We start from the raw sequence: 21989 nt of genomic DNA on the forward strand, positions 1-21989 counted from the left end.
ATGAAATATAGCGAATCTGGTTTTTCAGTAATAACTATAACCAAAAGAATAAATTGTGTTGATAATTTAATAAATAATTTTTTAAGACAGGATATAGAAAATAAGGAGCTAGTAATTGTTATAAATAACAACTCTATTGATATTAGTAAATTCAATATTTATACAGATTATTATTCTAATATTTATGTATATAAATTTTCTGAAGAAGTATCACTTGGGATGTGCTTGAATTTTGCAATAAGTAAATGTCTTTATAGTTTTATAGCTAAATTTGATGATGACGATTATTATGGTCCTTATTATCTTAGTGAAGCTTATAATACTTTTTTATCTACTAATTGTGATATTGTCGGTAAAAGTAAGACATTTACTTACTTTGAAAAATTTAATAAGCTAATGGTAAGAAATAAGGGAGTTGAAAATGATTATGTTGATAGTGTGCTAGGCTCTACTTTATGTTTTAAAAAATATGTTTCTAATACTATAAAGTTTAGAGATGTTACATGCTCAGAAGATAGATTCTTTAATAATGCTTGTATTAAAAAGGGTTATAAAATATATTCTACTTCTAAATATAATCATATAGTTTTTAAACACTCAAATATTGATGAACATACTTTTAAAAGTGATTTATCTTTTCTAATGAAAATATCAAAAGAAATAAAATCTAATATTTCTTTTGATGAGTGTTTTTGTTTAGTAAATAAAAAATAACCATAATCCATAATCTAAACTATAACCTAGATATTGAACACTTGAAAAGGTGACTAATATCTAGTTTTTTTGTATTCTAGATTTTCATTTTTTTCAACATTTACTAAAAAAATAATTCTAAATATGACTTATTTATACTCAATATTATTTTTTAATTGAGTAACCTTTTGCACTTTTTTCAATATAATATATTAGAAGATTTAAGTCTTCTATACAATTATATACATTGGAGGAATATAAATGAATTGTAATGGTTATTTAGAAATTGATTTTGCAAGTTATCTTGTACTTGGAAATACTATAAACGTTAGAAAAGATATACAAGATTATATAAAAAATAGAGAATTAGAAAAGATACCTGTGGCTATAGCTGTTAATACATCAAAACTTTCTACTCACATTGGTGAAGAGGAGTATCGTCCTGAGAATCCAATTTCAGTTAGTAATCCATGCTTTCCTGATGATTCTAGTAAAGATATTTTAGTTGACTATGTTACTTTGAATGAATTATTTATTTCAGGTATAATAGGTTTCGCTGTAGGAGTAGATGTATTAGATACTAACAAGGATGTAATAATTAATAAACCTGCACTACAACTTAACTACATTACTACTGGTGGCGCTTGTGAAGTTGTATCAAATGAACCACTAGTTATATTAGATGATTCAAATAAATCGGTTCCACAAATTAAAGTTACTGTTACTAATTTACAAGTTACAGAAGTAAATATAAGTGATAGTGAGTATTCTTTCTCCATCACTGGTACTTTTAGAATCGATCCTATTTTAGTTGGCTAATTTATAATGTATTTTAAAAGATATATTTAAAAGGAGATGTAATTATGAATAACAATAAATTGCCATATTCATTAAATAATATGGCTCCAGCATTTAGAATTGAAGATAGTCTTATTTGTAATAAGTATGAGATATTACCACCTATTTATTTAAGTGTAAGAAGAGAAAATTTCCTTCATAAAGGTATAGGAAATCCACTTGACCCTTTAGATTTCGAATCAATTGCAAAAGAGATAATCGTAATTAGTAATGATATTGTTCCAGCACTTGTAAGTGTTATTCCAACTACGATACTTAAACCTATAACAATTTATCCTTGTGAAAATATACCTAAAGGAGTACCTGCTTTTGCTTCATTAACTGCATGCAGAGTTCTAGCTGGTGGTCCATTTCAAGTTGTAGTGTATACCCCTAAATTTAATCAAGCATTTCGTATCCTTGATGATTTCTCAGGATTAGATCAAGTTGTAGACTATTTTTCAACTAATTCTATTCTTCCTCTTCCGGAAGAGTTTGATATAGATATAGACTTAAAAAATGGTACTTATGAGTCCATTAACTATACAGGATATACTGACTTACAATTTATCTTAGATAATCCTGTTGGAGATTCTAATGGTCCTGGAACTTATATTTTTACTGTCGTACCTGAAGTTAGAATAAAATATACTAGTGAACCAACATAGAGTTAGTTTTGATAGTATAACCATATAAAATAAAGGTGGTTGTAAAAATACAACCTTCTTTATTTTTTACTAAACTGACTATTACTTTTGCTCTTTTTAAAACTACATCTGTATTTTTAAGTCTTTAAGGTTAATGATATTCTACATATTCAGTGATATAATCTTCAATTGAAATCAATTTGCTAAGAAGTAATAATTCTAAATAAATTCGTTAGTATTTTTTAATAGTCTATCTAAAGTGTTTAAAAATATAAAAATAAGTTGTATAATTATATATGGTAAAATATGTAGAAAATCGGAGAAAAATATGAACAAAAAACGTTTAAACAGACTTTGTATCGGAATTATATTATTTTCAATAATTTTTGTAATTTCTTTAATGTATACTTCTACAAATATATATTATAAAATTCTAGTTAATATTATGGGTATAAGTGGATGTATTACTTCTGTACTATTGATATATATATCATTTAGTAAATCCAACAGATTAAAATCTTATGGGTTATTAATGCTATTAACCTCAATAAGTTTTACAATTGGTGAAATTATTTGGTTTATAAAAGAAATATTTTTAGGAGAGATATTTTTTATTGAAAAATCAGCTTCTATATTTTATTTATCATCTAACTTTTTCTTCTTTTTAGGAACTTTAATTTTAATAAAGCAACATAATATTTTTAAAAAAATGCTAAAAGACAAAGTACTTTTGGATATTGTTATAATCTTTACTATTTATATAATACTTGCTCTTACATCTATTAAGCCTATAGCAAATGCTTTTAAAATTCTATCATCTATTAATCAAGCTTATTTGATTTTATCCGTTATACTTGATTTTATCTCTCTAATTAATTTAAGTATTATATATATATGGACTGACAACTTTAGACCTACAAGTAAGGCTTTGATTATAAATTTTTTAGGAGTAATACTTTATACTTTGGCCGATTTGGTGTATATACATAATATATTATATAATACCTATACTTCAAACACAGTTGTAGACTCATTTTGGATAATAGCTTTATTGTTAATGGCACTATCATCAGTATATTATGTATATATTATTGATAATAAATTAGAATATAATAATGAATGTAAAAATAACGATTTAATATTTTATTTATCTATAATACCTATAATTCTTTTATTTAAAATAGATGTTAACAATAACTATCAAACTATAATAGGTGTTTTTATATCTATTATAATAATAAGAGAAATAAAAGTATTAAATGAAAACAGGTCGTTAGTAAATAAATATAAACTTATAAATGACCAACTTGAAAGTTTGGTTTTAAAAAGAACTGAAGAACTTACTCTGAAAAATGAACAATTAAACTATTTATCTAATAAAGATACTCTAACAAACCTTTATAATAGACGATATCTTTTAAATAAGTTAGATGAAGTAATAGAAATTTCTTCTAAAAATAATAGTAAGTTTGGATTACTATTTATAGATTTGAATAAATTTAAAAACATAAATGACTTACATGGACATGATGTAGGAGATTTACTTTTAATTAATATTGCTACTGAATTAAAAAAACATTCTAATGAACAAAATATAGTAACAAGACAAGGTGGAGATGAATTTATAATAATTTCTACAGACGTAAATAATGAAGAAGACTTAAATTCATTAGCCAATAAAATAATGGATGGGTTCAATGAAACCATCTGTGTAAAAAAACACATTTTTAAAGTTGATCTTAGTATAGGAGGTGTAATTTACCCAACTGATGGACAAGATAAATTAACTCTTATGAAGAAAGCTGATATGGCTATGTATACTTCAAAGAAAAATACCTCTAGTAGATTTGTATTATACAAAGAAACTGATAATGTTTATAACAGGTTTAAGATGGAAGAGCTTATGAAAAAGGCAATAGAAAATAAAGAATTTGTTCTTTATTATCAGCCTCAATTTAATATAGAAAATAATAAAATAGTAGGTGTTGAAGCTCTTATAAGATGGATAAATGATGAATTGGGATTTGTATCTCCTGCAGAATTTATACCTTTAGCAGAAGAAACTGGCTTGATTATTGATATAGGCAATTGGGTAATAGAATCTGCATTCTTACAAATGAAAAAATGGAATAACTTATACAATTTAGATTTAGAAATTGGTATAAATATATCTCCTATACAACTTTCAAATGAAAACTTTTTAGATACGATAATTCTAAATTTACAACAAACAAATATAGATCCTTCAATTATAAATTTAGAGTTAACTGAAGAAAGTGCTATGAATAATAGTGAAGAAAATATAAAAAAGATAAAAAAACTAAGAGATTTAGGACTAAAGATATCTATAGATGACTTTGGTAGTGGATATTCTTCTTTTAAATATATAAAAAGTTTCATTGTAGATACTTTGAAAATTGATATGTCTCTAATTAAGGGAATAGATAAAACTAAAGAAGATTATGAGATAGCTAATGCTATAATAAGTATGGGTAAAGGATTAGACTTAAATATAGTGGCTGAAGGAGTAGAAAGTGAAAGTCAACTCTCTACGCTAAGAAATCTAAAATGTAATACTGTCCAAGGATACTATTATGAAAAACCCATATCGGTCGACGAATTAGAAAAAAAATACTTTATATAAAATAAAGCTTCCTATTTTAGTTTCGGAAGCTTTATTTTACTTGTAGGTTAAGTTATGTCATTAAAAATAGTTAACCTAAGTCTAAATTAACTATTTCATTTATATTATCTATAAAAAATATCATTAAATGATGCATGGTCAAAAACTTCTTGGCTTTCACCATCTATTAGTACATTTATTCCTTTTATCCATTCGCCTTCATATCCTCTTTGAAGCAAAGTTTCTATAATAGTTGATTGAGATACAATTCCTCCTGTTGAGCCTTGGAAATGTGGTCTCCAAGCGTCTTGGTTTACTAAGTTTATAGTAGCTATCCCATTAGAATCAATTGATTCTAATACTATTGTTGCTTCTTCCTCTTTGAAATATTCTTTTTGTAAAATTAGACATAATTCATTTAACTTTTGCTCTAAAGTGCTATCTTCTTTTATGTTGATATTTTTTAATTCTACTATTTTTTCAGTGTCATCCTCATCTACTGTATAAATCTTAAGTTCTATAATTTTTTCTTCTTTTAAATTATTACTTTCATCTACTTTATTATCTTTATCTATTTCCTTCTTATCTGAATCTATACTTTCTTGAACCTCATTATTTTTAGATGAATTATTCTGTAGATTATCATTTTCTATAGATTTACTTGAACATCCCACTAACATTAAACTAAGTGTCATTACTAATATACTAAATTTGAATTTCATATGTACCCTCCTTAAAATATTACCTTCATATAAACAATTTCCTTATTATACTCTAATTATATACTTATTTGTCATTTATTTATATAGTTTTTGGTAAAAAGGATATTCAAAATATACTTCATTAATTTCATTTTTGGTAAAATAAAAGCACCGTATATTACGATGCTTTTGCTATTTTATTTATTAAATTTATTTTTGTTTATTTTCTAAATTATTTCTTCTGTTATCTAATGGGTTTAGGTTTATATGATGTACTCTCATATTTTCACCTGGCTTCATGATAACGTCTTCTAAATGAACTTTTCCAGCAGGAGTATGAGCTATTACTTGAGGTTGCTTATAACCCTTGTGGTAAATCCATGTATATCTCTTATTTATTACTCTGTCTAAGTCTTTAAATGATACTAAAGCTTTTGCTTGAGCTTTACCATATCTATCATTTAATATTACTGCTATAGTTTCATCATCTATAACTTCATATTCATTTTTAGCTTTTCTATCAACTATATCTAAGTTACATTTTCTATTATCTAATGTGTCTCCATTGATATGTTTGATTGGTGCACCAGATGCAGTATCTAATATTACCGATTGAATATTTCTCTTTTCACTTTTCAGTTTTTTGTCTACTTTAGTTACAGTTAAATTTTGAACTAAGTAACTATTGAAATCTTTGTTCCATTCAGCAAACCAAGTTCCCATTGCTTGAACTTTTTCTAAATCTTCCGTATCTATTTTAGCAATAAGTTCAGTATTATTTTTTTTAAGTATTGTTATAAGGGTAACTGAACCTTGAGTTTCATACTTATTTTCTGTTGTTTTATAATTGATTATGATAAACACCTCTTTCTTTAAATTAAAGCTATTTAATTATAACAGAGTAAGAGAATAAAAGCTAATAACTTTTATTCTCTTGTAGTTACTTATATAGAATTTATTATAAACTTATCTTCTTATTTGTATGCATTAATTACATTTTAGATTTAGTTACTTTATGTGTGTTATATTTTGTAATGTTATTACTTTATTGAACATCTGACTTTGTAACTTTACGAGGTCTCCCCTTTATATTCTTTGTTTGTAGTTCCTTAAGTACCATTTCACCTTTATTGTTTAATACTTCTACAAAAGTAGATACATCAAGTACATTAATAACACCTATATCATCTGCAGTAATACCATCAATACTACAAAGAGTTCCAACTATATCAACAGGTCTCATCTTTGTTTTCTTTCCTGCATTTATGTGAAGTTTAATAATCTCTTCACTAAGCTTAGAACCTTTGTCCTGCTTAACTTCTGGCTTAACTCTTAGTTTAGCTTCAAAAGCTTCCCTTAAATCATCTACTAATCTTTTGCTTGGATTTCTTTTTAAAGTAAGTTCTTTACCTATATATTCATGTATATCTTCTAAACGACTATCATCCCTACGTGTTACAAAAGTAATGGCTCTACCACTCTTACCACCACGGCCAGTTCTGCCTATTCTATGAACATAGTTTTCTTTTCCTTTTGGCACATCGTAGTTAATTACATGAGTTATGTTATCTATATCTATTCCTCTAGCCGCTACATCTGTAGCTATTAAATATCTAAAGTATCCTTTTTTAAAGTTAGACATTACCTTTATTCTATCATCTTGTTCCATACCTCCATGAATTTTATCACATGGGTATTTAGATTTATTTAGTTCACTGCAAACATTATCTACCTTCTCTTGAGTGTTACAAAATATTACACAGCTATCTGGATTTTCTATTATTGTTATATCTTTCAATAAGTTTAATTTACCAGTTTCTTCTACCTTATACCCATCTTGTTGTATTTTATCTACTGTTAAAGTTTTTGCTTGAATTTCTATTTTATGAGGATTGTTCATGTATTTTTTAGATAACATGTCTATATCTTCTGGCATAGTAGCTGAAAATAACATTGTCACACGTTCTTTTGGTAAACTACTTATAATTTCTTCTATCTGTTCTATAAATCCCATGTTAAGCATTTCATCAGCTTCATCTATTACAAGATATTTAATGTTCTCTGTTATAAGCGTACCTTGCTTAATATGATCAATTACTCTACCTGGAGTTCCAACTGCTACATGAGTTTTTTGCTTAAGCTCTTTTTCCTGCTGAGCAAAAGATGATTTACCATAAAGTGCAGACACTTTTATTCTTTTAAATCTTCCTATATTAAATACATCTTCTTTAACTTGAATTGCAAGTTCTCTAGTTGGTGCAAGTATTAGAGCTTGTGGCTTATTTTCATCCCAATCAACTAATTCACATACAGGAATTGCAAAGGCTGCTGTTTTACCACTTCCAGTTTGCGATTTAACAAGTATATCCTTGTTCTCTAGTGCAACTGGTATAACTTGTTCTTGTACATTCGTTGGGCTTTTAAAGTTTAATATATCAATTGCTTTTAATATCTCGCTGTTTAATTTGTAATCCTTAAAATTTACTTTTGTCATTTAGTCATCTCTTTCTTTGCTTCATTATAGTATTATCTATTATACCACAGTAGGCAATACTAGTTTTACTACTACTATAAGTTTACCTTTATAAAAAATTTCTTTTAGCTCGTGTTTACAACAATCTATAAACCCGCTTTGTTGCTCCATTTAGTAGTTTGCATTATAATTTAAAATAGCTAGGCAAATTGCCTAGCTTTATTATTTTATAAGCTTTAAGTCTACTAAGAATTTATGTGCAACTTCTTCTGGGGATTTACCCAGTTCATCTACTTGATAATTAAGGTCTAGCATAATATCTTCATCAATTTTTCCTGATAACATATTAAATACACCTTTTAACTCAGGATACTTATTTAAAGTTTCATTATTTACTAAAGGTACTGCATAGTAAGGAACAAAAAAGTTTTTATCATCTTCTAACACTTTAAGATCAAATTTTTTGATAAGCCCATCTGTTGCAAATGCATCTACAACTTGAGATTCATTGTTGTCTAATGCAGTGTATCTAATAGCTCCATCCATTGCCTTAACGTTTTTAAATTTCATATTGTAATGTCTATTTAATCCTATTAGCCCATCTTCTCTATTTTCAAATTCTAGAGTTGGAGATAAAACTAATTCATCTGTATGTTTTTGTAAATCTGATATAGTGTTTATGTTATATTTTTCAGCTATATCTGGCATCATTGCTAAGGTATAAGTATTATTAAATCCTATTTGGTCTAGCACTGATAAATTATATTTATTTTTCATATTTTCTTTTGTATAATCATAAACTTTTTTTGCATCTTTCATTGGCTTCTCATCCATTATGTTTACTAAAAGAGTTCCTGTATAATCAACATACATATCTAATTCGTTAGTTTTAATTGCATTAAATGCAACTGTTGTACCACCTAAGTTTAATCTTTTATCTACCTCTAAATCGGTATGTTCTTCTACTAATTCTGCATACATATTTCCAAGTATAAGTTGTTCTGTAAAGTTTTTAGAACCTATAGTTATTGTATCTTTTTTGTTTGTAAACATTGGTTTTAAAGTTGTAAATAATAGTGCAACTATAACTATTGCTCCCATTACTTTAAGTCCTGTAGAATTCTTTTTAACAGCTTTAGGATCTAATCCTTTTGGTGTAACTGCTAATTCAATTTTACTAAATATATAATCTACTGCTAATGCAAGTATACATGCTGGTATTGCACCTTGTAATATCATAGTATTATTAACTGTTTGTACTCCTGAAAATACTAAATATCCTAAGCCTCCAGCTCCAATAAATGCAGCTAGTGTCATAAGTCCAACAGCTGTAACTGCTGATATCCTAACTCCACCCATTATCATCGGTAAAGCTAGTGGTAATTGTATTTTAAATAAGGTTTGATTTTTAGTAAGACCAATTCCTTTTGATGATTCTAGTATAACTGGGTCAATGGTTGAAATTCCTATATATGTGTTTTTTACTATTGGTAGTAATGAATAAACAACAACCATAAATATTGCTGGTCTACTTCCTATTCCAAGTATTGGTACAAGCAATCCAAGTAGAGCCATTGATGGTACTGCTTGCACTAAATTTACAAAGCCTAATATTATTTTTCTAAATGACTCTACTCTAGATATAATTATTCCTAGTGGTACTCCTACTAGGATAGCTATTGATATTGCTGTTATTGTAAGACTCATATGTTGTATTGATAATTGTATTATTTTATCCAAGAACACTCACCTCCATTTCTAAGAATTGCTCACTTAAAACTGAAATTAAGCTACTTCTTGTAATTAGTCCTGCTAATTTATTATTATTTGATACTACTGGTATATATCCTACTGAATGTTCATTCATAACACTTAGTATCTCTACTAAATTATCCTCTTCATTTACAAATAATACTTCTGTTGACATTATTTTTCCTATTGATGTACCTTTATTAATATTTGACTTCATATCTTTTACGGTAACAATTCCTTCTAATTTATTTTCTTTATCTATGACTAATAAACTATCTACTTTGCTAGATCTCATTATTTCAATTCCTTGGATTATTGTTCTTGATTGTTTAGCAGAAACTGGGTCCTTTATCATAATATCTTTTGCTTTTATATATTCGGGATTATTCCAAACCCTATCTAAACCTATAAAATTTTGGACGAATTCATTTGCTGGATTTCTTAAAATATTTTCAGGAGTATCATATTGAGCTATTTCGCCATTGTTCATAATACAAATCTTATCAGCTATTTTTAAAGCTTCATCCATATCATGAGTTACAAATATTATTGTTTTCTTTAGCTCATCTTGAAGTGTGAATAATTGTTCTTGAAGAGAAGTTCGAGTGATCGGATCTAGTGCACTAAATGGTTCATCCATTAATATTATTTCTGCACCTGTGGCTATAGCTCTTGCAACACCGATTCTTTGTTGTTGGCCTCCACTAAGTTCTGATGGGTATTTGTCTATATAATCTTCGTATTCTAGACCTACCATTTGTAAAAGCTCTAGCGTTGCTTTTTCTATTTCTTCTACTGATTTTTCTTTTTTTAATCTTGGAATTAATTCGATATTTTCTTTTATCGTTAAATGTGGGAATAGACCTGTGTTTTGGATAACATATCCGATTTTTCTTCTAAGTTCAATGGTGTTTTCTTTTGATATAGGCTTGTTATCTATATAAATCTCTCCGGAAGTGGGTTTTATTAGCTTATTGATAAGCTTAAGTGTGGTTGTTTTTCCACATCCACTGGGTCCTATTAAAACTACTAATGTACCTTTTTCTATTTGTAAGGTTATATCATCTAGTATTACCTTATTTCCGATTTGTTTTGTTACATTTTTTATTTCTATCATGTATAATCATCCCCTTAATTTTCGAACAACTTAACTTTAATATCTGAAGTTGCTACAACTCATTATAACATATATTCAGAAAAATGCAAAATTCAATTCATTTCTTCTTCATTTTGCATAAAATAATAGCATCGTAAATTACGATGCTATTGATGTTTTTTCTTTTATTATTTTATCTTTTTAGATAGGCTCTCTCTAGTCATTAATCTATATAAGTAATACCAATTATACTATCCATCTAAAAGCTTCGCATATTCATTTTTTGATGCATAGTTAGGTGCTTTTTTGTATTGGAATATTAGTATACCTTATATTTATCGCTTCCAAGTTTAACATCAAAATTAATAGTATATTTCTATTTATTGCTACTTCGAAGTTTATATAAATTATATATATTAATTAAAACAATTACAGCATTAGCTAAAGCCACTGGATAAGCTTTCAAATATAACCCATATACAACAAATAATAAACATCCTATAGAATTGATTATTCTAAGTGGTACAATAGCTGTCATAGTTAGTGATATTGCAATAACAATAGATGCCGCATATCCTATCCATTCAATAGGTTCGATACCAAACATAATACAATTTCTCCTTTTTTTATATTTTGTTATGTTTAGTATTTGATATTTTGAGTACTTTATGATATTTTTTTATAAATAGTTCAAAGGTTTTTCTAATAATACATAAAAGATACTAATACCTTATGCTAAAGGTTTTAGGTTAAAGTATGTTTTAGTTATCAGTTTTTGCTTCTTCTTTATTTTTTACATCTTTATTCATTATATTTATACATATACCAATGATTATAAGTAATCCTGCTAATATTTTTATAAAAGATATTGATTCACCTAATATAAAAAATGCTAATATCATAGAAAATACAGGCACTAAATTTATATACAAAGATGTTTTAGTTGGACCAATTTTTTTTATAGATATTTGTTGAATTAAATATCCACATACAGATGGGAAAATTGCCATATAAATTACAGCTATCCAACCATTAATACTTGTATTAGGAAGGTATACCCATGGCTTTTCCATTATGACTAAAGGTAACAAAATTATTACACAAGTTAAAAATGCATAACTAGTTATTTTTATAGGTGAGTATATTTCCAAAGCTTTTTTTGATATTATACCATATGTTGCCCAACACACAACTGCTATGATCATTAGTATATCACCTACATTAAATTTAAAATCAAGTAATATATTAACGTTTCCACTAGTAGTGATAAGCATGACTCCAAATAATGATATCATTATACCAATTATACTTTTGTATGTTATCTTTTCTCTTAAAAATATACATGCTAGTACTGTAGTTACTATAGGGTTTGTTGCACCTATTAATGATGCATTTGTAGCTGTTGTATATTTAAGTGCTAAAAAGAAAAACACATGATAACCTACCATCCCTACAATACCTAGTGTTAAAAACATTTTTAAATCTTTTTTAGTTATTTTCCAATTTTCTTCTACTTTAATCATTATTGTAAATACTATTATTGTTGCTATTAAGAATCTGAAAAATACTAAAGAGAATATTGGAAATTCTGATATTGAAAATTTACCAGCTATAAATGCACCCGCCCAAAATATGGTTGCTAATAGCATTATGTATTTATTAAGTTTTTCTTTCATTCTTCTGTCCCCCTTTTTTATAATTAGGTTTATGATACTATATATAGATTTTAAATAAACCTTTTCCCACTTTTTGTTTTTTAATTTTTATCATCTATGATATTATTATACTATAGTTTAAGTACACTCTCCCACAATGTATGCTAACTTTCGCCAAATCTTAGAAAAAGATAAATTAATGATTTATTTTTTAAACATTTTAAAGTAATAAGCACATTACTTAAATATTTTAAAGTAATGTGCTTATTATTTTCTATAGTTCCCTAATATCATCAAATAACTAAATTTCTAAATCTTCTATAAACCCTAAAACAGCTTCCTTACTTGTCGCCCAAGAAGTTACAAGTCTAATAGATGAATTATCTTCATCTTCACTTCCCCATATAATAAATGAATATTTTTCTTGTAATTTTCCAATCACTATGTTAGGCAATATTGGGAAAATTTGATTAGAAGGTGAATCTACCAAATATTTATACCCTAGTTCACTTATTCCATTTCTTAAAATATCAGCCATATCATTTGCATGTTGACCTATTTCAAAGAATAAGTCATCTCTAAATAACTCCATAAACTGTATTCCTAATAATCTTCCCTTAGCAAGTAGTGCCCCTCTTTGTTTTATATGATATCTAAAATCTTCTTTAAGGTTATCATTACAAATTACAAGTGCTTCTCCCATAAAAGCTCCATTTTTAGTTCCACCTATGTAAAACGCATCTGTAAGATTTACAAAATCAGAAAGGTTTAAATCATTTTCTCTACAACATAAAGCAGATCCAAGTCTAGCACCATCCATATATAATAATAAGTTATTTTCTCTACATACTTGACTTAATTCTTCTAACTCACTTTTTTTGTATATAGTTCCGATTTCTGTTGAGTTAGAAATATACACTAGCTTTGGTTTTACCATATGTTCATCAGTATGTTCCTTAAGAACAAATAGTACATGCTCTTTTCTTAATTTTCCATCTTCTACATTTACAGAAATAACCTTATGACCCGTGGCTTCTATTGCACCTGTTTCATGAACAAGTATATGACCAGTATTTGCAGCAATAGATGCTTGATGTGGTCTTAAAAATGCAGATATAGAAGTCAAGTTTGTTTGAGTACCACCTGGAATAAAATGAATGTCCACATTGTCGTTTTGTAACTTTTCTTTTATTAATTTTTTAGCTTCTTTACAGTATTTATCTTCTCCGTATCCTTCACTTTGTTCTAAATTTGTTTTTAACAAAGCTTCAAGTATTTGTGGATGAGCTCCTTCACTATAATCATTTTTTAAGCTATACATTTACTTTCCTCCATATTAACTAATAATTATACTTTTTAATATTATATTTAAACTAATGGTATCACTTTTGCTATGTTTATTTCTATAAAATTTTAATTTTTTCTGATATTATCAAAATCATATTTAAATCTACAAATTATAAATGCTTTATCATAAACAAAAAAGCTAAGCAAAATAAAACAGGTAAAGTTCCAAGATAGATATTTGAAGAATGTAGATTTAATATAGATATTCTAGAAACAAAGAGAGTGGATTTGCCGAAAATATATGGTGTACTTCTTATAAAGATGGTAGAACGGTTAGGTTTAAGGATACTAGAAAGTAAAAGAATTAGGCTTCTTTGGTCATTTTAAAGATAGGGTTAATTTTAAATCTGGTTATGCTCTTGATGAAGTTAAGTCAGAAATAGATAGTTACATGGACTACTATAATAATTATAAATATAGATGAAATTTAAACAAGATGACTCATGTTAAATACAGAAATCATCTTGCTAGCTAGTTATTTTTTTTAAACGCCCTTGACAAAGGGGACGCTTTAATTCTTAGAAAGAGTGGCTTTTTTGTTTTAATTATCTGTTAATCTATCAATTATACTAACAAGATTGGCTATTTCAGGTTTAGTTATTTGTTCATCTGCCCCAATTGAGTTACCTTTAATACGTATTTCTTCACTTATTAAAGAAGAGAATAAAATTAGTGGAATCTCTTTAAGAACACTATCTTCTTTAACAAGTTTTGTTAATCGATGTCCGTCCATTAGCGGCATTTCAATATCTGATACTATACACGAAACATGCTTTTTAATTGGATCACGAGAAGCTTTTACTTCCTCTAAATAATCCCATGCTTCTTGACCATTGTCTACTTTAACCGTATTTTTATAACCAGCTTTGTGTAAACACTCAACAATCATTTTTGAAAGTAACATTGAATCTTCTACAATTAAAATAGTTTTATCATTGATTTTACGTTCACCCAATTTTTCTATAGATTCAAATTGAATACTTGATTCAGGACTGATTTCTGCAACAATTTTTTCAAAATCTAAAATGGTTATAAGCCTATCTTTATATTCTGCAATACCTGTTGCAACTCCTTCTTCTCCGCCATAAATAACTCTATCAGGTTTCTTTATTGCCTCCCACGAAACTCGGTCAATACCAACGACTGTTTCCACATGAAAAGCAACGTTTAACTTGTTAAAGTGAGTAACAATAAAGATATCATTACCCGAATTCTCAGATTTAGGAAGATTTAAATATTTTCCTAGATCTATTACAGTAGTAATTTCATTTCTCGGCTTAAATACCCCTTCTACAACATCATGTGAATTAGGCATTTTTTTTACCGTTTCAGCTCTCATAATCTCACGAACTTTTGCTACATTTATACCAAACAATTCACCTGAAATGGTAAATTCCATAATTTCAAGTTCATTAGTTCCCGATTCTAAAAGTATTTTTGTCTGACTTGTACTTTCTGAAATTTCCATAATCGTCCTCCTGTGCTATAAATTTTATAAATATCAAAATGTCCTTACTTATTTATATATACGGACCATCTTGATAAACCTATAGGATTCTTTTTAATTAGTTATTTTTTATTTATATTTACTGACATATTAATATTCCTGTTTCAGTAAGTACACTAGATATGTCCAAAACCTATACTAATTCATATAATACCTACAGGATTTCCGTTGGTCTAATGTTTACAAACAAAAATAGCTAGGCAAATTGCCTAGCTTTATCATTACTTGATTGTTTTTTTTATTATAATATTAATTAGTTTCTTTGAAATCATTTTCAAATTCATCTATACTGTCTTTTAATAAAGTTACGCTATATGCCATGGAAGGACCTCCCCCAAATCCAACTGCAACCATAGCTGCTTCCATTATTTCTTCTCTTGTAGCCCCTAATTCTAAAGATTTATAAACATGATAAACTATACAGTATTCACAACGGTTGTATACTCCTATTGCAACACTCATAAGCTCTTTAGTCTTAGTAGTTAAAGCTCCTTCTTTATATCCAGTGCTTAAAAGGCGCATAAATGCATTAACATTCGCCTTATTAGTTTCACTTACAGCTTCTAATCCCTGTGTAAATTCGTTTAACATTCCTCTTACATCTTTTTTCATGATTAATCCCCCTTAATTATATGCTATACATATAATTAGCATAGCAACTATTTAATTAAAGTGTAGCACCTTACAGTGCTTATGTAAACTTATTTTTAATTATTTTTTAAATTTTTTACTATTTTATTTAATACATTTTTCAAAATTTCTAAATCTTCTTCTTTTATTCCTTTTATGCTATCATCTGAAAATTTCTTTCCTATAGGAAGTATTTCTTCTCTTTTTTGTACTCCTTTTTCAGTTAAATATAGCTTTGTAATTCTTCTATCACTACAATCTTTTTCTCTTTTAACTATATCTTCTTTTTCCATTCTATCTATTAATCTAACAATTGAAGATTCTTTTGAGTCTACTATTTGAGCTAATTGTTTTTGAGTAATACCTTCATTTTCTCCTATATAATATAGAGCTATCCATTGTACTCTAGTTATACCATGATTTAAAACTCTTTCATTAAAAGCTTCTGTAATCTCTTTATTATATTTATTTGTTATAAATCCCACACAATAATTTAAATTAAACATAAGTTCACCTTCCTATTATAACTTCACTATATGTATGTAAAAGTATTTGCATTTTTTATCAACTTATTTTTTAAATTTATAATTTAATTATATTGTATAAAGATATTTTTTTCTATATTTGTATTAAATAAATAAAGTCCCCTTCAATATAAATCATATTAAAGGAGACTTATTTATCTTATAAGAATACAAATTTTAGTACAAATAATATGCTTAAAATTATAAGTGATAAATTTACTTTTTCTCTTTGCCCACAAATAAGCTTAAGTATAGTATAAGATATTATACCAAATATAATACCATCAGCTATACTATAAGCAAGTGGCATCATAGTAAATGTCAAAAATGCAGGTATTGCATCTGTTGGATCTTTAAAGTTTATTTCAAGAACTGAACTTGCCATTAATACCCCAACTAATATTAAAACTGGTCCTGTTGCTTGAGGAGGTATTGCTGTAAATATTGGTGCAAAGAATAAAGACATCAAGAATAAAAATCCAGTAGTAACTGCAGTAAGTCCTGTTCTTCCTCCTTCTGCTATTCCTGCTGAACTTTCAACATAAGAAGTAACTGTAGAAGTTCCAAGAAGTGCTCCTACTGTTGTTCCTATTGCATCTGCAAGTAAAGCTTGCTTAGCACGAGGCAATGTTCCATCTTCATTTAAAAGATTTCCCTTTGATGCAACTCCAACTAAACATCCTACTGTATCAAATAAGTCAACAAATAAGAAGGTAAATACCACTACAAACATATCTAAACTAAATATTTGTGATTTTTCAACTGAAAATGCCTTTAAAAATACTGGTTCTAAAGATGGGATGCTTGATACTACAGCTTTTGGAAGTTCTACTAATCCAAAAAACATTCCCACAGCTGCTGTTACTATCATAGATAGTAAAAATGCACCTTTAACATTTTTACACATAAGTACTGCTGCTATTATAAGACCAAATACTGAAAGTAGTACTAAAGGTGTTTTCATGCTTCCAAGAGTTAATATTGCTCCACCTGATGTTACTATTCCTGTATTAACAAGCCCTATAAATGCAATAAATAATCCTATACCTGCTGTAACTGCATGTTTTAAAAGTGAAGGTATGCAGTTTATTATTTCTTCACGTATGTTTGTAAGTGTTAGTAATATAAAGATTATACCTTCAATAAATACAGCACATAAAGCAAATTGCCAGCTATGTCCCATAGATATAACTACAGTATAAGCGAAGAATGCATTTAGTCCCATACCTGGTGCTAGTGCTATTGGGTAATTTGCAAGCAATCCCATAAGCATAGTTCCTATAAATGCAGCGATTGCCGTTGCTGCAAATACTGCACTTTTATCCATTCCTGCATCACCTAAAATATTAGCATTTACAACAAGTATGTAAGCCATAGTCATAAAAGTTGTAATTCCTGCTAGTATTTCAGTTTTTACATTAGTATTGTATTCTGTGAGTTTAAATCTTTTCTCTAGAAGCTCCATATACACAAGATTCCTCCTCATTTTATTTTGCTATACTTCTATTGAACCCCTATAAACGAATTATTTAAGTTAGCTTACTTATATATATGATTCCTTTTTTTAAATTTAACTAAACAACTTGTATTTTATTTATAATCCTAAGAAACTATAAATATTAATTTTTTAGGATCCATAAACTTCCGTCAAATCTATATAGAAGATTTTATTGCTTTAAGTATTTTATCAGGTGTTGCAGGTAATTCGTTTATTCTAACTCCAATTGCATTGTATATTGCATTTAAAATTGCAGGGGCTACATACACCATAACAGGTTCTCCTATTCCTTTAGCTCCAAAAGGTGCAGAGCTTTCTTCATCTTCTACTATTATCTTTTTAAAATCAATTGTATCTAGTGATGTTGGTATAAGGTATTTTGATAGCTTGTTGTGTTTTATAGCTCCATTCACAACATTTAAATCTTCCATTAAAGCATATCCAACACCCATAGCAAATCCTCCATCTATCTGACCTTCTATTAAATTAGGATTTATTGCTTTTCCTACATCTTGTGCTACTACTGCATTTAATATATTGACTTCGCCTGTTTCTTCATTTACGTCTACTTGTACTCCACATGCGCCAAAAGTGTATGGCCAGTATGGATTTCCAATTCCAGTTTCTTCATCCATCATTGTTGAGTATGCTGTAAATGATGCTTCTTTCATTAAAAGTTTTTTATCCATAGCTTTATAAACTTCTCTTAAATCACAATTTTTTATATCGTATACTTTGCTTATTTCATCTCTTAATTTTTCACAAGCTATTTTTATAGCATTTCCTGTATTGTATGTTTGACGGCTTGCAGCAGCTGTTCCAGAATCTGGTGTTATTGATGTATCTTCATTTATAAATATTACATCTTCTACATTAATACTTAACACTTGCGCTCCTATTTGGCTCATTATAGTTTTTGCACCTTGACCTACTTCCGTTGCTCCAACATATATTTCTAGCTTCCCATCTTTATTTATTTTAACTTTTGAATTTGAAACATCTGGGAATCCATTTCCATATCCCGTTCCATAAAACATTATTCCTATACCGCATCCTTTTTTGCTAAGATCCATATTTTTATTAACTGCTTCTATACATCTTTCAAGTGGAACGCTTTCTGTTAATACTTGATTAGTAGCTGTTTTGCTTCCCTTTTTGAATATATTTTTAAGTCTAAATTGTACTGGATCCATGTTTAGTTTACTCGCTAATATATCCATCTGCCTCTCATGAGCTATTGGAACTTGTGTTGCTCCAAATCCTCTCATAGCTCCACTAAATGGATTATTTGTATATACTGCATAACTATCTACCCATACATTTTTTATTTCATATGGTCCACTTGCATGTACTCCTGCTTTTCTAAGTACATTTATTGCCCAAGATGCATAAGCTCCTGTGTCTCCTATAATAGTAGCTTTTAATGCTTTTAATTTTCCGTCTTTAGTTGCTCCAGTTTTATATTTCATAATCATTGAATGCCTTTTAGAGTGTGCTATAAATGATTCTTCTCTAGAATAGGTTGTTTTGATTGGCTTTTTTAAAGTGTAGGCTGCAAGGGACAAATGTATTTGCATTGTAATATCTTCTCTTCCTCCAAAGGCACCTCCAACAGCACAATTTATTATTCTTACTTTTTCTTTATCTATCTTAAGTGCTTCTGCTATTTCTATTTGATCAAAGTGTGGATATTGAGTTGCTGTGTATAAAACAATATTGCCTTCTTCATCAAGTTTTGCCACTCCACTTTCAGGTTGTAAAAACACATGGTCAACTTGAGGAACTTTATATTCATTTTCAACTATTACATCACATTCTTCAAATGCTCTATCTACATCTCCATTTCTAAGTTTAAAATGATGTACTATATTACTATCATTGTCGTGTACTTTTATTGAATTTTTTTCCATTGCTTTTATAGGGTCAAACACTCCCTCTATTTCTTGATAGTTTACTTTTATATGATTTATAGCTTCTTTTGCAGCTTCCTTAGAGTTAGCTACTACAAACGCTATAGGGTCTCCTATCCTTCTTACCTTTTTATCACAAAATACTTCATGGTCTTTAAATACAACACCATGATGATTGTATGGTACATCTTTTGCTGTAAATATTTTTACAACGCCTTCTATTTCTTTAGCTTTATTTATATCAATATCTATATACGCATGAGCTTTGCTAGACCTTAAAGTTTCTCCATAAAGCATATCTTCAAAGTATATATCTTGCGGATAAATAGCTTTACCATTTACTTTATCATAAGCATCTATTCTTTTTATATTTTTACCAACGACTTTCACTAATTCTCTCCCCTTGTCTTAGATGCTAAATGTATAGCATCAACAATCTTATTGTATCCTGTACATCTACATAAATTGCCAGATATACTTTGCCTTATCTCTTGTTTACTTGGAGAAACTTTTTTATCTAATATAGATTTTCCACTAAGTATCATACCTGGTGTGCAAAATCCGCATTGAACAGCCCCTACATCAATAAATGCTTGTTTTAGATATTCTTCTTTTACACCTTCAATAGTTGTTATTTTTTTACCATCTGTTTGAAATGCTAGTACCAGGCAAGAATTAACTAAATCACCATCCATAATGACAGAACAAGCTCCACACTCACCTTCACCACAGCCTTCCTTTGTTCCAGTTAGTTTAAGCTTATCTCTAAGTACATCTATAAGCCTGTCATCTTCTTTTATATCAACATTGTATATAATATCATTTATATTTAAACTTATATTTTTCAAAACGTTCCCCCTCAATATATTTACTCAATTTTGTAATTAAATCTTAATATTTCTTGTATTTTCTCTTATAACAATAATTTCATTGTGGTTACCTTAATAATTTTATTCCTTCATATATAGCTTCTTTTACCACACCTTTTACAGCCTGTGATTTAAACTCCCCACTACTTCTATTTTTTAAGTTTTCACTTATATTATCTTGTAACATATCTAAAGCTTTGTTTATATTTTTATCTTCAACAGTTTTTCCAGTTAAATACTTTTCAACTTCATATTCTCTTATCCCAGTTTTACTTAAAGCACCTAGTGCTATGTTTATATTTTTGATTTTATTTTCTTCTATTTCTAATAAAACGCTACTTGATATTTTAGATATGGATAGTGACTTTCTAAATCCTAGTTTAATAAATGATAAGGCTTGATTTTGATTTGGTTTTTCAAATTCTATATACGTTAAAATTTCATTTGTATGTAAATCAATATGATTTTTGTCTAATAGTATATCTTTTAAGTATGCTTTTCTTTTGTAATTCTTACTTCGTATACACACTATAGCCTCTAAAGCTAAAAGTGGTGGTATTAAATCAGCACTAGGAGAGGCATTGCATATATTTCCACCTATAGTTGCTCTACTTCTTATTTGTGGAGAACCTACAAGGCTTGATGATTTTTTTAATCCATATAAATTGCTACTAATTATATCAGAGTTTATAATGTCATTAAATGTTGTACATGCACCTATTTTTATAGTATTTCCTTTTTCTTTTATGATCTTAAGTTCTTCTATATCGCTAATATCAATCAAAACTTCTTTTTCTAATTTATTATTTCTGATTTCAACAATTAAGTCAGTTCCACCAGCTATGACTTTTGCCCTTGATTTTTTAATCTCAAGTATATTCAGTGCTTCATCGAAGTTTTTTGCTTTATATACTTCTTTAATCATATTTTTCCTCCAAGGTAAAAAAGGTATTTTTTAAATTTTCACTTAATTAATAATATGAATTTTTAAATTTGTCTATTACATTTATTAGATATAATTAGTTATCTAATATACTATAAACCATATAAATCCAAATATTGTTATCTATAATTTAGTTAGCTTCTATATTGACAGTTGTTCAATAAAGTTATAATATCAATAGGTTAGAGCTTTTTTATAGCACATAGGAAATTATATTCATTTTAAAACTTTTAATAAATATAATCTTCGTATATGTGCTTCAAGAAAGTCTTCCTTATAAATTT

19 protein-coding genes are annotated in these 21989 nt (G+C 27.8%); 4 read left to right on the plus strand and 15 right to left on the minus strand.

Annotated features, from left to right (window positions below):
• The 4 genes from AC11VW_RS04655 to AC11VW_RS04670 all read left to right on the plus strand — a co-directional run bounded on the left by AC11VW_RS04655 (nucleotide 1) and on the right by AC11VW_RS04670 (nucleotide 4821).
• Nucleotides 1-714 carry a glycosyltransferase gene (locus AC11VW_RS04655; RefSeq protein ID WP_484300231.1) on the plus strand — a complete coding sequence of 238 codons (714 nt, stop codon included), beginning with the start codon at nucleotides 1-3 and terminating at the stop codon, nucleotides 712-714.
• A gap of 240 nt (nucleotides 715-954) precedes the next feature.
• Complete coding sequence (locus tag AC11VW_RS04660; protein WP_484300232.1) at nucleotides 955-1512, plus strand: hypothetical protein; 558 nt, start codon at nucleotides 955-957, stop codon at nucleotides 1510-1512.
• A 44-nt stretch (nucleotides 1513-1556) separates the two neighbouring features.
• The gene (locus AC11VW_RS04665; RefSeq protein ID WP_484300233.1) at nucleotides 1557-2198 is read left to right on the plus strand and encodes a hypothetical protein; all 642 of its coding nucleotides are present in this window, start codon (nucleotides 1557-1559) and stop codon (nucleotides 2196-2198) included.
• 307 nt (nucleotides 2199-2505) lie between these two features.
• Nucleotides 2506-4821, plus strand: a complete 2316-nt coding sequence (locus tag AC11VW_RS04670; RefSeq protein WP_484300234.1) for a putative bifunctional diguanylate cyclase/phosphodiesterase — start codon at nucleotides 2506-2508, stop codon at nucleotides 4819-4821.
• Nucleotides 4822-4925: 104 nt separating this feature from the next.
• On the opposite strand, the gene AC11VW_RS04675 is transcribed toward AC11VW_RS04670, so the two are convergent.
• From AC11VW_RS04675 to AC11VW_RS04745, 15 genes are all read right to left on the minus strand, one after another.
• Nucleotides 4926-5522: a hypothetical protein gene (locus AC11VW_RS04675; RefSeq protein ID WP_484300235.1), complete on the minus strand. Its 597-nt coding sequence runs from the start codon at nucleotides 5520-5522 to the stop codon at nucleotides 4926-4928.
• 189 nt (nucleotides 5523-5711) lie between these two features.
• The gene (locus AC11VW_RS04680) at nucleotides 5712-6365 is read right to left on the minus strand and encodes a hypothetical protein (protein WP_484300236.1); all 654 of its coding nucleotides are present in this window, start codon (nucleotides 6363-6365) and stop codon (nucleotides 5712-5714) included.
• A 181-nt stretch (nucleotides 6366-6546) separates the two neighbouring features.
• Nucleotides 6547-7995: a DEAD/DEAH box helicase gene (locus tag AC11VW_RS04685; RefSeq protein WP_484300237.1), complete on the minus strand. Its 1449-nt coding sequence runs from the start codon at nucleotides 7993-7995 to the stop codon at nucleotides 6547-6549.
• Nucleotides 7996-8196: 201 nt separating this feature from the next.
• Nucleotides 8197-9681, minus strand: a complete 1485-nt coding sequence (locus AC11VW_RS04690) for an ABC transporter permease/substrate-binding protein (RefSeq protein ID WP_484300269.1) — start codon at nucleotides 9679-9681, stop codon at nucleotides 8197-8199.
• 25 nt (nucleotides 9682-9706) lie between these two features.
• Entirely contained in the window at nucleotides 9707-10843 is a 1137-nt protein-coding gene (locus AC11VW_RS04695; protein WP_484300238.1) for a betaine/proline/choline family ABC transporter ATP-binding protein, read from the minus strand.
• 355 nt (nucleotides 10844-11198) lie between these two features.
• On the minus strand, nucleotides 11199-11429 hold the full coding sequence (locus AC11VW_RS04700) for a YgjV family protein (protein ID WP_484300239.1): 231 nt from the start codon (nucleotides 11427-11429) through the stop codon (nucleotides 11199-11201).
• A 154-nt stretch (nucleotides 11430-11583) separates the two neighbouring features.
• On the minus strand, nucleotides 11584-12498 hold the full coding sequence (locus AC11VW_RS04705) for a DMT family transporter (RefSeq protein ID WP_484300240.1): 915 nt from the start codon (nucleotides 12496-12498) through the stop codon (nucleotides 11584-11586).
• Between the two features lie 280 nt (nucleotides 12499-12778).
• Nucleotides 12779-13798, minus strand: coding sequence for a threonine aldolase family protein (locus tag AC11VW_RS04710; protein WP_484300241.1), 1020 nt, complete (start codon nucleotides 13796-13798; stop codon nucleotides 12779-12781).
• A gap of 567 nt (nucleotides 13799-14365) precedes the next feature.
• Entirely contained in the window at nucleotides 14366-15292 is a 927-nt protein-coding gene (locus AC11VW_RS04715) for a chemotaxis protein (protein ID WP_484300242.1), read from the minus strand.
• 288 nt (nucleotides 15293-15580) lie between these two features.
• A complete protein-coding gene (locus tag AC11VW_RS04720) occupies nucleotides 15581-15943 on the minus strand; it encodes a carboxymuconolactone decarboxylase family protein (protein WP_484300243.1) in 363 nt (120 codons plus the stop codon).
• A gap of 95 nt (nucleotides 15944-16038) precedes the next feature.
• Nucleotides 16039-16467 carry a MarR family winged helix-turn-helix transcriptional regulator gene (locus AC11VW_RS04725; protein ID WP_484300244.1) on the minus strand — a complete coding sequence of 143 codons (429 nt, stop codon included), beginning with the start codon at nucleotides 16465-16467 and terminating at the stop codon, nucleotides 16039-16041.
• Between the two features lie 178 nt (nucleotides 16468-16645).
• Nucleotides 16646-17950 (minus strand): NCS2 family permease, encoded by a 1305-nt coding sequence (locus AC11VW_RS04730; protein WP_484300245.1) that lies wholly within the window; start codon nucleotides 17948-17950, stop codon nucleotides 16646-16648.
• Between the two features lie 188 nt (nucleotides 17951-18138).
• On the minus strand, nucleotides 18139-20283 hold the full coding sequence (locus AC11VW_RS04735) for a xanthine dehydrogenase family protein molybdopterin-binding subunit (protein WP_484300246.1): 2145 nt from the start codon (nucleotides 20281-20283) through the stop codon (nucleotides 18139-18141).
• Nucleotides 20283-20741, minus strand: coding sequence for a (2Fe-2S)-binding protein (locus AC11VW_RS04740; RefSeq protein WP_484300247.1), 459 nt, complete (start codon nucleotides 20739-20741; stop codon nucleotides 20283-20285). Before AC11VW_RS04740 ends, AC11VW_RS04735 begins: the two co-directional genes overlap by 1 nt.
• 88 nt (nucleotides 20742-20829) lie before the next feature.
• Nucleotides 20830-21687, minus strand: a complete 858-nt coding sequence (locus tag AC11VW_RS04745; RefSeq protein ID WP_484300248.1) for an FAD binding domain-containing protein — start codon at nucleotides 21685-21687, stop codon at nucleotides 20830-20832.
• Between the last annotated feature and the right edge of the window lie 302 nt (nucleotides 21688-21989).

It is taken from the genome of Romboutsia sp. (assembly GCF_056995035.1).